This window comes from Pseudomonas fluorescens (assembly GCF_018614775.1).
GTDB lineage: Bacteria > Pseudomonadota > Gammaproteobacteria > Pseudomonadales > Pseudomonadaceae > Aquipseudomonas > Aquipseudomonas fluorescens_BY.
Window position 1 is genome coordinate 1 of the sequence record NZ_JAGGOF010000077.1, and the last position, 13,200, is coordinate 13,200.

Annotated in this window: 9 protein-coding genes; 3 read left to right on the forward strand and 6 right to left on the reverse strand. The window is 60.8% G+C overall.

Annotated features, from left to right (window positions below; genetic code table 11):
* Window positions 1–145 precede the first annotated feature (145 nt).
* Genes maiA through hmgA form a run of 3 tightly spaced genes read right to left on the reverse strand, consistent with a single transcriptional unit; the run spans window position 146 to window position 3,407 of the window.
* Window positions 146–784, reverse strand: a complete 639-nt coding sequence (maiA, locus tag J7E36_RS19180) for a maleylacetoacetate isomerase (RefSeq protein WP_215006311.1) — start codon at window positions 782–784, stop codon at window positions 146–148.
* A 10-nt stretch (window positions 785–794) separates the two neighbouring features.
* Window positions 795–2,099 (reverse strand): fumarylacetoacetase, encoded by a 1,305-nt coding sequence (gene fahA, locus J7E36_RS19185; RefSeq protein ID WP_215006314.1) that lies wholly within the window; start codon window positions 2,097–2,099, stop codon window positions 795–797.
* A gap of 3 nt (window positions 2,100–2,102) precedes the next feature.
* Window positions 2,103–3,407, reverse strand: coding sequence for a homogentisate 1,2-dioxygenase (gene hmgA / locus J7E36_RS19190; protein ID WP_215006317.1), 1,305 nt, complete (start codon window positions 3,405–3,407; stop codon window positions 2,103–2,105).
* A 152-nt stretch (window positions 3,408–3,559) separates the two neighbouring features.
* On the opposite strand from hmgA, the gene J7E36_RS19195 reads away from it, so the two are divergent.
* A complete protein-coding gene (locus J7E36_RS19195; protein WP_215006320.1) occupies window positions 3,560–4,372 on the forward strand; it encodes an IclR family transcriptional regulator in 813 nt (270 codons plus the stop codon).
* Here J7E36_RS19195 and J7E36_RS19200 read toward each other — a convergent pair.
* The 3 genes from J7E36_RS19200 to J7E36_RS19210 form a co-directional block, all read right to left on the reverse strand.
* The gene (locus J7E36_RS19200; RefSeq protein ID WP_215006323.1) at window positions 4,369–6,918 is read right to left on the reverse strand and encodes a LuxR C-terminal-related transcriptional regulator; all 2,550 of its coding nucleotides are present in this window, start codon (window positions 6,916–6,918) and stop codon (window positions 4,369–4,371) included. The two genes, J7E36_RS19195 and J7E36_RS19200, sit on opposite strands and share 4 nt — an antisense overlap.
* A gap of 168 nt (window positions 6,919–7,086) precedes the next feature.
* Window positions 7,087–8,454: a DUF1329 domain-containing protein gene (locus J7E36_RS19205; RefSeq protein ID WP_215006326.1), complete on the reverse strand. Its 1,368-nt coding sequence runs from the start codon at window positions 8,452–8,454 to the stop codon at window positions 7,087–7,089.
* 22 nt (window positions 8,455–8,476) lie between these two features.
* The gene (locus J7E36_RS19210; protein WP_215006329.1) at window positions 8,477–10,270 is read right to left on the reverse strand and encodes a DUF1302 domain-containing protein; all 1,794 of its coding nucleotides are present in this window, start codon (window positions 10,268–10,270) and stop codon (window positions 8,477–8,479) included.
* A 637-nt stretch (window positions 10,271–10,907) separates the two neighbouring features.
* Here J7E36_RS19210 and J7E36_RS19215 point away from each other — a divergent pair.
* Entirely contained in the window at window positions 10,908–12,944 is a 2,037-nt protein-coding gene (locus J7E36_RS19215; protein ID WP_215006332.1) for an S-type pyocin domain-containing protein, read from the forward strand.
* Entirely contained in the window at window positions 12,941–13,198 is a 258-nt protein-coding gene (locus J7E36_RS19220; protein WP_215006335.1) for a hypothetical protein, read from the forward strand. Before J7E36_RS19215 ends, J7E36_RS19220 begins: the two co-directional genes overlap by 4 nt.
* Window positions 13,199–13,200 lie beyond the last annotated feature (2 nt).

A 13,200-nucleotide genomic window follows, 5' to 3' on the forward strand; every position in this document is an offset into this window, starting at 1 on the left:
GCGCTTTGGGTTACTTTTGGCTGGTCCGGCTCCCGGCTCTTCCAAAAGTGACTCGGCGTAAGGCCGAAACCCTAAGCAGCCGTTACCGCAGAAACGGATATGTACTCAGCCATAAGGCATAAGACATAAGACATAAGCCAAGGGATCAAACAGGCGTATCCAGCTGACTCCCCGGATGCGCCCGCTGAAACGCCCCATGCGACGCCGCCAACCCCACCACCCGACAAATCCGCGGATACGCCTGCAACGAAACCCCAAACCGCTCAGCCGCATACACCTGCGGAATCAAGTACACATCCGCCAACCCCGGCACCGTGCCGAAGCAAAAACCGTCATCGCCAATCAACTGTTCCACCGCCGCCAATCCCTGGCTGATCCAATGCCCGATCCACTCCGTCACCTGCGCCTCATCATGCCCCCACTGCCGCAGCTTGTTGAGCACACTGACATTGTGCAACGGATGAATGTCGCAACCGATCAGCGCCGCCACGCCCCGCTCATGGGCACGAATCGCCAGGTCGGCGCTGAGCAGCGGCACCTGTGGATAACGCTCCTCCAGGTATTCGATGATCGCGGGCGATTGCACCAGCATTTCGCCCTCATCGGTACGCAGCACCGGGACGCGCCCCTGGGGATTGATCGCCAGGTAGGCCGGCTGGCGATGCTCGCCCCCCGGCGCCGCGATGAGGTTGACCGGCAAGGCCTGGTAGTCCAGGCCCTTCAACGCCAGGGCAATACGCACCCGATAAGACGAGGTGGAACGGTAATAGGTATAGAGATCCATGCTCCGCCCCTCAATGCGCCGGCAGGATCTTGCCACGGCATTCGCCGAAGCCGATGGAGGCAAAACCCTCGCGGCGGCAACGGGCCCGCAGGATAATCTCATCGCCATCCTCAAGGAATTTGCGCACTTCACCGGACGCCAGTTCGATCGGCTTTTTTCCGCCTTCGGTGATTTCCAGCAGGCTGCCGAACTGGCCGCTCCCGGGGCCCGACAAGGTGCCCGAGCCGAACAGGTCACCGGCCTGCAACTGGCAACCATTGACGCTGTGGTGCGCCACCATCTGCGCTACCGTCCAGTACATGTACTGGGTGTTGCTCAGGGTCAGGCGATGCGCCGGCAGGTTCTGCTCGCGCATGGTTTCGGTCAGTAACAGCACTTCAAGTTCAATGTCGAAGGCGCCCGCGGCCTGGTCCCGCTTGTCCAGCAGATACGGCAGCGGTTGCGGATCGCCCTCGGGGCGCGCCGGTTGCGGGCGGCGGAACGGCTCGAGCGCTTCGGCCGTCACCACCCAGGGCGAAATACTGGTGAGGAAACTCTTCGACAGAAACGGCCCCAACGGCTGGTATTCCCACGCCTGGATATCCCGGGCCGACCAATCGTTGAGCAGGCAGAAACCACCGATGTGCTCGGCGGCGTCACCAATGGCAATGGGCTCGCCCAAGGCGTTACCTTGGCCGATCCAGATCCCCAGCTCCAGCTCGTAGTCCAGCCGTGCACAGGGACCAAAGGTTGGCTCGGTCTGGCCGGCCGGCAGCGTCTGGCCTTTTGGCCGGCGGACATCGGTGCCGGACGGGCGAATGGTCGAAGCGCGACCGTGATAACCGATGGGCACGTATTTGTAGTTGGGCAGCAAGGGATTGTCGGGGCGGAACAGCTTGCCGACGTTTTGCGCGTGCTCGATACCCACATAAAAGTCGGTGTAGTCGTTGATCTTCGCCGGCAGGTGCATCTGGCAGTCGGACGCAGCGAGCAACAGCTTCGCGCCCTCGGCTTCAATTTTTTCACGCATTGGGCTGTCTTCGCGCAACAGGTCCAGCAGCCGCTCACGCAGGGCAACCCGAGCGCCACGACCCAGCTCGAAGAACCCGTTCAACTGGCCGCCAGCCATGGCCTCGACCGCTTCTCGCGCCGCGCCATCGAACAGGCCGGCTTGCAGCGCCGCCGACAGATCGAATATCTGCTCACCGATAGCCACGCCGCTGCGCAGGGCGCCGCCCCCGGTACTGAAGATACCCAGCGGCAGGTTTTGCAGCGCAAAGTCGGCGTGACCGTTGGCAGAGGTAACCCAGCTGCGGGCAGGGGAAAATTGAGTCATGGGTTATCTCCGGGTCGGGTCGAAGGTGACAGGCAACGAAGCCCAGCAAGCATCGTAGTCGGTTTGCCGTTGCGGGCAGTCCAGGGCGAAACGGCTCGGACGCAGCACTTGGCTGGTCTCGAACATGAACGCCATGGTGTTGTCGATTTTCGCCGGTTGCAGGTCGGCATTGATCGCCCTGGTGCAGGTTTCGCCGTCCGGGCCGTGGGCGCTCATGCAACTGTGCAGGGATGCGCCGCCCGGCAGGAAGCCTTCGGCCTTGGCGTCGTAGGCGCCCTGGATCAAGCCCATGAACTCGTTCATCAGGTTGCGGTGGAACCACGGTGGACGGAAGGTCTTTTCCGCCACCATCCAGCGCGGCGGGAAGATCACGAAATCGAGGTTGGCCAGGCCATGGACGCTGGTGGGCGAGGTCAATACAGTGAAGATCGACGGGTCCGGGTGGTCGAAGCTGACCGTGCCCAAGGTGTTGAAACGACGCAGGTCATATTTGTACGGCACGTTGTTGCCGTGCCAGGCCACTACGTCCAGCGGCGAATGCCCCAGTTCGCACCCCCACAACTCGCCAAGGAATTTCTGCACCAGGGTGGTCGGTTGGGTGAGGTTTTCGTAATGGGCAACCGGCGTCATGAAATCCCTGGGGTTCGCCAGGCCATTGCTGCCGATGGGCCCGAGATCCGGCAAGCGCAGCGGCGCGCCATGATTTTCAGCGAGATAACCGCGGGCCTGGGGGTCGAGCAACTCGACACGAAACTTCAGGCCCCGGGGCAGCACGGCGATTTCCAGCGGTGCCAGTTCCAGTACGCCCAACTCGGTGGCAATCCGCAGCCGACCGAGCTGCGGCACGATCAGCCACTCACCGTCCGCATTGAAGAACACCCGCTCCATGGAACGGTTCGCGCCATAGTGATAAACGCTGATGCCGGCCGGTTTGTCCACGCTGGCGTTGGCGGCCATGCGCACCAGCCCGTCGAGGAAATCGGTAGGTTCGGCGGGCACCTCCAGCGGGTTCCAGCGCAACCGATTCGGCGTGACGTCACCCAGTGCGCCGCCGGCCAGTTGCCGCTCCAGCCTGGTGAAGGCCGGATGATTGGCCGAAGGTCGGATGCGATACATCCAGGTGCGCCGCGCTTCGCTGCGGGCCATGGTGAACGCGGTGCCGGAGAACAGTTCGGCATAGAGGCCATACGGCGCTTTTTGCGGGGAGTTCTGGCCGACGGGCAATGCGCCAGGCAACGCTTCGCTGGCGAATTCATTGCCAAAGCCCGACTGGTAAGCCAGGTCCGACGCTGGGGAATCGAGGTTCATGGAGCCTCCTGGGATGCGGTCCCTCGCCGATTTGGAGCGTTCGGGGCACACCGGGTTGTTTTTATCGTAATTCAATTACGCATAACGTAATTTGCTCGACGGCGACCGTCAAGCTATAAAGACGCCCATTCGCTTCTGGACCTCGCGCCGCCATGGAAACCCCGCTCAACAACGGTAAACAGAAAGTCCGCTCGGCCGAAGTCGGCACCGACATTCTCAAGGCCCTGGCCGAGCTGTCGCCTTCCACGTCGCTGTCGCGCCTGGCCGAACATGTGCAGATGCCAGCGAGCAAGGTCCATCGATACCTGCAGGCATTGATTGCCAGCGGGTTTGCCGAGCAGAACGCTGCCACCAATCACTACGGGCTGGGCCGCGAGGCCTTGCGCGTGGGGCTGGCCGCGTTGAACGGCATGGACGTGCTGCAAGTGGCCGCGATGCCGTTGGCCGAGTTGCGCGACGATCTGAACGAAACCTGTTTCCTCGCGGTGTGGGGCAACCACGGCGCGACCGTGGTGCGCATCGAACCGGCCGTGCGCGCCGTGACCGTGGTCACGCAACTGGGCTCGGTGTTGCCGCTGCTCAGTTCGTCCACAGGGTTGGTGTTCAGCGCCTACCTGCCGGAGCGCGAGACGATCGGACTGCGGAAACAGGAAGTGCAAGGAACCGACCATCACGCCCTCGCCGACGATCAGGCCTACGTCACTCTTTGCGAGCAGATCCGCAACCGCGGCCTGCATCACGTGCATGGCCTGCTGATGCCGGGGGTGGATGCCTTGTCCGCACCGGTGTTCAATGCGGTCGGCCAGGTGGCGGCGGTGATGACCATCGTCGGCCCGACGTCGCTGTTTCACGCCGACGAAAACGGCCCGGCAGCCCAGCGGTTGCTGGCGGCAACCCGGGCGGTGAGTTGGCGGATGGGGTATGAGGCGGCCCCGGGATCAGTTCAGGCAGACGCCCGGTTCTAACCCATTACGCCCAGCACCTTGGCCTTCGCCACCGCCTGGGTACGCCTTTGCACGCCCAGCTTGCTGTGTATCCGCCGCGAGTGGGTCTTTACGGTATGCAACGAGATGAACAGCCGTTCGGCAATCTGCTGGTTTGAATGGCCCTGGGCGATCAGCTCAAGCACTTCCAGCTCGCGATGACTGAGCAAGGCGTCTTCCATGGCGGCGGGCGACTCGACCTGATCGACCGATTGCGCCCAGCGCAACAGCTCGGGCTGGCGCAGGCGCAGCTCACACAAGGCTTGCTGGGCGCGCCAGCAAGCGACCCGCTGGAGCCCGTCCTGCACAAGCGTGCGCGCCCGGGAACGGTCGGCGGACAACCAGGCGACTTCAGCCAGTGCCAAGTGCAGCTCGGTTTCCAGACTGTGCATTTCAGCCTGTCGGGCCTGGGCGATCATGGTTTCCAGGCGAGCCAGCGGATCCTGCGCCCGATGCAGGTGGACCTCGGTCAGCAGCAACAGGTATTCAAGCCGCGGAATCAGCTCCAGGGTGGCAGGCGGCGCATGCTTGGCCTGGGCGCCGCGAAAATGCCGCAACACCCGGCTCAAGGCTTCATGGGCCAGTTCCGCCCGCCCCTGTTGCAGCCAGAACTGGCAACTGGTTTGCAGCAACACGCCACGGTACACGGTGTCGGGAATGTGCCGCTGCTGCATGATCCGCTCGGCGTCGCGCAGTTGCATGAAGGCCTCGCCGTAGTCGCCTTGGTTGGCCGCCAGGCTAGCCTTGCCGAGAAAGCCATAGAGCACTTGTTTGTCCTGGCTGTGCAGGCCGGTTTCCAGCCCGGTTTGAAACTGCTCGGCAGCCCGCTCTTCAAACCCCATGCGCAACGCCAGGCGTCCGCGCCGCAGGGCAATACGTCCCAGTAACGGGGAAAAATCCTGGCCGGGGCGCTCGAGCAACGCCTGGACATCGCTCAGCAGTTCATCGGCCCGGTGAGGCGCGCCGCGTTGTTCCAGCACTTGCGCGTGGTCCAGTTCCAGCAGCCCTTCAAACACCAGTGAACCCTGGGCGCGAGCCAGGCAAAGTGCCTGGCGGTTGATCCACTGTGCCGAGGCCAGTTCGCCCTTGAGCAAGGCCTGTTGCGTCAACCCCGATTGGCACAGCAAACGTGAAGCCCAGGCATCGGGCTCCAGGTGGATCTGGGCCTGGAGGAAATGTTCCCGTGCCGGGTCACCCTCACCGTCAAGGTGCAGCAGCCAGCCACGCAGGACCTGCCAGCGCGCAACCAGCTGGCGCTGCTGGCAGGCGCGAGGCTGCGGCGCGAACCGGGTCAGTTGTTCGATGCACACCGACGCCTGGTCAAAGCGGCCGGCGAACAACAGGGCGGCCGTAACCAACCCCACCGATTGCGGGGTGCCGAGCGACAACGCTTCGCCTTGTTGATCATGCAAGCTCAGCAACAACACGACATTGCGACGCTGCAAAACATGCTCGAAGCTCAAATGCTGCAAAAAGCTGACGGCCGCCTCGAATTCTCCAGCCAACATCGCTTGCTCGAACGCCATTTGCCAATCCTGTTCGGCCGCAAACCACTGGCAGGCCCGCCGATGCCAGGAACGGCCCTGGGGCCAGGGCACGTCTTGCACCAAGCGGGCCAGGGCCGGGAAGATCTGCAACCAATCCGACGTCTGCTCCCAGGGCTCGATGAAACACCCCAGGTCCCTCAGCAAGGGAAGGCATTCAGCGCCCACTGTGTCACCGAACAAATGCTCGCAAAGCCGGGCATTGAAGCGCGGCAGATGGGCCAGCACGCGCCAGGCCTGCGCCAGTTCCGGGGTCAGGGTGCTGAACAACTCGTAGTCCAGATAATCCAGCAAGGTCCCCGCCCGCCCTGGCGTTGCATGACTGCGCGCCCACTCGCAACGTTCGAGCAAGCTGATGCGCACCCCGGCGCACCAGCCGCCACTGCGCTGTATCACCTCGCGGGCAGTTCGGGCAGCCTGGGGTTCAGGCAAATGATGGAGCAGTTGCTGGACATCGCCTTGAGTGAAAAACAGTGCCTGTGCATCAAACTCGTGCAACTCGTCATCAAGCAACAGCCGCGGCCAGTTACAGTGGGGACGGCGGCGCCCATTCAGCCACAGGTGCAATGCCGGGCTGCTGGCGTTCAACAGCCGGTCGAGCAACAGGTCCAGCTCGGGGTTCGGCACTCGGCAGTAATCATCCAGAAACAACCAGGTGGGCGTGTGCAAACGTGCGACGTGGGCCAACAGCCCCGCTTCGTCCATCACCGGCAAGCCAAGGGTTTGCGCCAGGCGCTCGCACATCTGCGCGGGGCTCAGCGCAGCGCCCCCCAGCGGCAGCCAGTGCAACCGGCACTCGGCGGGTGCCTGGAGAAAACATTCGGCGAACAACGCGCTCTTGCCGCTGCCCGCCGGCGCGCAAAGCAGTTTTACCCGCGCCTCGGAGGTCAGCAGCGGCTCGCTCAAGGACCGCCGTGGCACATGCGTCGAGGACAGGCGAGGGAGCAGTCCCGGACGGTCCGGACACGGGGTCATGGCGGTCATGTACGAAGGTCCTGTTTATTGTTGTCCTACCACCCTAGTCCTGTGTCACCGACCTTTGGAGAAGTATTCAGCGCGCTGATTGGCGCCCATAAAAAAATGACCGGCAGAGGGGGCTGCCGGTCATCACTGTTGCTTCAAGCCAGACACCCTTCTGGCAAGGGATCTTCCTTAACGTACGCCTGTGGAGCGCAGCGCCGCCGGTGTGTAGTCAGCCGCCCGCGCCTCGAACCCGTATTCGTAGCTGTGCTTCTCTTCGTTCTTCATCCCCAACGCGATGTAGCGGCCGGCGATGATGTCGTAGAGCGCTTCAAGGGTGTAGCCCGGGTTCTGGTGGTCGTAGTAGAACTGCGCGTGACCTTCAGCCACGCGCCACAACTGGCCGCGACCGTCGTAGTGATCCACCAGCGCCGCCTGCCAGCTGTCCTCGTCGAAGTACATGTGGCGCTTGGCGTAGATGTGCCGCTCGCTGGGCTTGACCGTGCCCACCACTTCCCAGACCCGGTGCAACTCATAGCGGGTCAGGTCCTGGTTGATGTGGCCGGCCTTGATCACATCGTCGTACTTGAGGCTCGGCGAGTCGAGCTTGTAGCTGTTATAGGGGATGTACATTTCCTTCTTGCCGATCAGCTTCCAGTCGTAGCGATCCGGGGCGCCGGAGAACAGGTCGAAGTTGTCGGAGGTGCGCAAGCCGTCGGCCGCAGTACCCGGGCCGTCGTAGGCCACTTGCGGGGCACGACGCACACGGCGCTGACCGGCGTTGTAGATCCAGGCCAGGCGCGGCTCCTTCACCTGGTCCAGGGTTTCATGCACCAGCAGCACGTTACCGGCCAGGCGCGCCGGGGCGGTGACTTCCTGCTTGAAGTAGGTCAGCACGTTGCTGGCCTTCTCCGGGTCGGCGTCCTTGATCAGGAACGGCGTGGCAATCTCTTCTTCGAAGCGGATCGGTGTGAAGCTGCCATTGGTCTGCGGTGTGGCCTGGGTGATGATGCGCCGCAGGTTACCGCCGTGATAGCGGGTGATGTGGTTCCACAGCACTTCCACGCCGTTCTTGGGAATCGGGAACGCGTAATAGCGGTTACCGGTGAAGTTGGACAGGCCGTTACCGTCATTGATGGACGTTACGTTAAGCGCGCTGCGCTTGGCCGATTCGTAGATGTCCGGCGGCAACCCGACACTGCGATGGGTCGGGTAGACCGGGATCTTGTAGGTCTCCGGGTAGCGCTTGAACATCGCGACCTGACCTTCGGACAGCTTGTCCTTGTACTTGTCCACGGTTGCGGCGGTGATGGTAAACAACGGTTTTTCATTGGCGAACGGGTCGGCCAGGAAGCCTTTGCTGTCCACGGCACCGGCGTTTTTCGCGATACCACCGGTCCAGGCCGGGATCGAACCATCGGCGTTCCCGGCCTTCTCGGCGCCCAGCGGCGTAAGGCTGGTGCCCAGTTTGTTGGCTTCCTCCGGCGAAACCGCCGCCATTACGTTCGCGGCCAGCAGGCTCAGGGCCAGGGCACCGCATTGCAGGATCATCTTGCGCATTGGGTTTTCCTTGTCAGCCAGATCAGAAGTTCACGCCGAAGCTCAACGCGAGGAAGTCGCGGTCTGTGAGAACGTTGTAATCGCCGCCAAAAAAGTCGGTGTAGCTCAGGCTGGCGGTGTAGGTGTTGCGGTAATCGGCATCGACACCGAGGCTGACGGCCTTGGCGCCTTCGTTGAACAAGCCGTTGGGGCCGTAGCCCGCCACGTCATGGGACCAGGACACGTTAGGCTTGAAGTTCACCCCGCCGATGACGTTGGAATAGTCGAGGATCGCCCGGGCACGGTAGCCCCAGGACGTAGACGTAACGAATCCATCGGTGTCGCCACCGAAGCCATACTGGCCATAGACCGAATCGCGGCCATAACGCAGCTTGTCCTTGGACTCCAGCCCGCCGACATGCACCACCGCCGCCTCGCCGACCACGGTCAGGCGATCGGCGCCCAACACCTGGTCGAAGAAGTGCGTCAGGGTGCTTTGGACCTGGGTAATTTCCTTGCGCCGGTAGCCGGTGTTGTCCGCCCCTGGCCGGGTCGCGATGGGCGACGCCGCGCCGCCGGCGATCGGGTTGACCAACGCCAGGGTCAGGTCGTTGGTGCTGAGTTGCACCGGCGCGTTCGGCCGATAGCTGACTTCACCGGTCCACGCGGTGCCGGTCGGCAGCGTGGTGGAGAAACTGGCGCCATACAGGCGAATGTCTTCAGGGTATTCGAGGTAATACTGACCACGCCCCAGCATCACGCTTTGCGCCAGGCCGGCACCGCTGCCGGGGGCCAGGCCATTGGCAATACCGACCATCCTCGGCAAGGCCGCCAGGGTGGACGCACCGGCCGTGGTCGTCCCGACGGTGGGTGTGCGGCTGTGGTAGTTCATGAAGTAGAGGCCGTACTCGGTGTCATCGCCGAGCCAGCGCAACGCCGTGCCCCACTGGCCGGAATCGCGGGCATCGCGGTCGCCGCCACGGGGAATGATCACGCCTTCGCGAGACACCTCGATCCCCTGGCCGAACAACTGGGTCAACGGCCGGAACGGCGCAATGGCCGGGCTGCCGACGGTGTAGCCGGTGGTGCAGCCATCGGCCACCACGTCGTTGCCGAAGAACGTGCCGCAGTTGTCGACGACCGTCTGGTCCCACTCCAGCTGGTAGAAACCTTCGATGGTGAGTTTATCGGTCAGCCCCTGGGAGGCGAACAGCATGTTCACCGGAATCAGGCCTTCCTTGATCTCTGCGCCCGGGCGACGAAACGCCGACACGTCCACCGGGTTGATGCTGTTGATGGAGTTGCCGATGAAGGTGCTCTCGCCCCAACTGACCACCTGCTTACCCGCACGCACCGTGCCCGGCAAATCGGCGATGGAATAGTTGTGGTAGACAAACGCGTCAAGGATTTGCGCCCCAGACGACTTGGCGCCTTCCTTGCGGTTGCTGTCGCTGATGTCCTTGAACTCACGGCTTTCGTCCTTGAGTTCGAAGTCGTACCAGTACTTGCCACGGACGAACACACCGGTATCGCCGTACTTGAGTTCGAGGTCGTGCAGGCCCTTGAAGATTTTCGAAAACGTCTCGCCCTTCTTGAAATTCAGCCGCCCGTCGTCACCGGTGGACGATTGCCCCCGACCGCCATTGACGGTGCCGACATAGTCCTTGTCAGCGTCGCGCATGCCCCAGCTCGCGCCCACGGACAATGAAGAGTCGAACTGACCTTCGATTTCACCAATGTTGAACGAAACGGCCTGCGCCTGGGCACAGCAACCCAAGGCCACCGCGACGGCCAGCGTCTGCGGCTTGAAGATGGCGCGCATTGTTATTGTTGTCATGCGTCTTCCCCGGTGAGTGACAGAGGCTTCACCCTACTGCCGCTCGCGAGGGGCGATAAGCGCACCAAGGAGGTATTCGCGTCATACCCCAAAAGGATTACTGCCCATGCAGGACGGGCGTGCGCGCCGCGCATGGACGGACTGGATGACGGGTTATCAGCGCCGCCCATATTCGTCCCGATTGCCTGACTGTTACGCGCACTGCAACAGTGCATGTCCCGATCCGGGCTGTTTCCCAACGCCCTGGATCCCTATGCTGGCCGGGCTTTCAGGACAACGGGCCTGCAAGCACAAGCCGCCACCGCATCCCTCATGCCTGGCGCACCGTCATTCGGATGGATTGGCGCATCCGATCCATCGCCCCGTGTGTACCCGACGTTGATTTGTAGCTCCTTTCCAACGTCACGCTTAGGCCGCTGCTTTGTTGCAGCGGCCTTTTTTATGTGCGGTTATTTCCCACGGAGATAATCGATCGCTCCCACGCGCTATGTAACTGCATGCCTTTTACGTAGGCATATTCCCGATAAAAACTTCTCGAATCCTACATTACCCTCGGAATCTCTCACCTGCCCTGCCGGTGAACCGGGACTCATAATCTTCTCGTCGCCTCATATGGAGACGACATACACGGTCGTGGTTGTCTGCAACCACTCACAGCGCATCGAAAGGAACTCGATATGCAGCAAGAAAAAACATTCTGGTTAATAGAGGTATCCCTCGTAGCCCTTCGTCACCTTTTGGCTTCGGATTTAGCGGCGGAAGTACGCCAAACCACGCCCATTGGGACAGAGCATACGACGCAGTTGATCATGCTATTGCTTGGTTAATTGACAGCAATGACGCCACCGAGAAATCTTTTCAAGAAAACATCCAGAACATCATTTATATAACCGATACCGAACTCGCAAAAACAAGAGCAGCGGTGAGTGCCGTAGTCCCTCCAGGCACTGATGCTCTCGACATTGAGTCAAGAACGCTTAAGCTGCAACTTTTCAAAGCCAGGAGCGATCACCAAGAACACATAGCAATAGCTAATTTATATTATGGACATGACCCACTAACCCACCGCGCCCAAGATACTCGCCTTCAGGGTTTCGAACTCATTGGGCGGCGCGGAGGGCACACAGCCTATTACAACGCCATTGCCAAATGGAACGTCTCCTATGCTGCCGCTTACGAGGCAAAGTTTTTGGCTGAGCAGATAAGGTTAATGGACGGCCGCTTAGTCTCTTTAGATCATGCCATTGCCGAGGCCAAGGCCCGAGCAGCGGCAGCGGCAGCGGCAGCGGCAAATGCTGCTGCGCAGGCAAGAGCCCAGGCTGAAGCCAACCGCATTGCCGAAGAACGAGCACGAATGGCGGCCGAGGCGGAGCGCATGGCAGCGTTGGAGGTAGCAGCGGCCCAAGCTAAAGCTCAGGCAGAGGCCAAGCGCGCCGCCGAAGAACAGACGCTTGAGACAATCAAAGCTGAGGCTGTGCGTGAGGCAGCGCGACTTGCAGCAGAGACTGCGGCTCAAGGAACACGCCCCTACACTTTTCCTTCGTCAGCTTCGACCGCTGTTGCTGGCCCGGTACTCAGCTCTATTGGAGGAAACCTCTCCATCAATTCGGCAACCGCCTCGGCGATTACCGCGACGCTACGCTCCGCCGTCTCCGCGCTGTTAGAAGTCGTCGCCGCAACGGCCGGCCCCGCTGTCGGCGGTATTGCGGCATTGCTTTATTCATCGGAACTGGGCAACAGCGATCTTTACGCTATGAGCGTCCCGCTGTCAGAACTCTCGCCGGACAACGCTGATGACTTACACCTCGTAGCCACTCTATCAGGGGAATTGTCTCTCCCAGTCATCCTCGGTTCCAAGACCGTCGCGGACAAAACAGAGTTCGTCGTCGCAGGCTCAGTTAACAAACACTCTAGGGTGCCGGTCAGACTTGCCATATTCGATACGCAGCGCAACATCTACAAAGCCTACGCTCCGAACGCTGCCGACTTCGGGATGACTTGGACACCTATCGTCGCACCGGGCGACGCGTCTACGGTCCTACCGGCAAGCGTCTCGAATACGACAGACTACAACGGCATCACTCCCATAGCCGGAAACGGGCGAATCGATATACATCCGGAGCTGGATCGCTACAGTTTTGGTGGATTCATCACGGTGTTTCCGGCTGACTCGGGTATTCCTCCTCTGTATACAGTGTTCAGCAGCCCCTATGAGGGAGCGACTACCAAAGGAGAGCACACTGGACGCAGATTCAATCCCGAGCAGGCGGGTGGACCGATCATAGAATTGGATTGGAGGACGGCGACAATTACCCAGAAAGGGATAGAAGAAGTGAAGCTGCACATTGCGCGGCTAAGCCCGTCAGATGCTAATAGCACCATGGTCGAAAGGCTTGAAAGCATCCTCAGCGGAAAAATTGATATCACTGATACCGACCAACGGTACTATACGCATGAAATTAGGGAACTTGAGAGATTTCGAGCTCTAGGTTTAGCTGATGATTTTGCCCCCGAGGTAGATTCGCCCTATTGGAACAATGCCCACACCGCGACACTCGAAGATTATAAAATTCAAGATCTCGAGTCATTGCTTTATACGCCGGACGCCCTAGCCAGAGCGGACCTAGAGGATGAGCGAGATTACCAAAAATTTCTGAAGGAGATGGCACAATGAGCATTGTTGAGCAAATCGTCAAAAATGAGCCATTAGAAGAAATAGTCGCAGTATTTGCACTAATGAAAGCAAACACACATCTGGACATGATGATCAGGCGTTATAATCGGGAGCTTATTCAGCACGGCGAGCTTGAAAAAACTTACACCAAGCTTTTCGAAGCGGGAATACTTTCAAGCGGTGAGAAAGGATTATGCATAAAAGGCCCCAATTGGAAAGCACCGAAATTCGTGACTGATACACGATATTCTTAAAT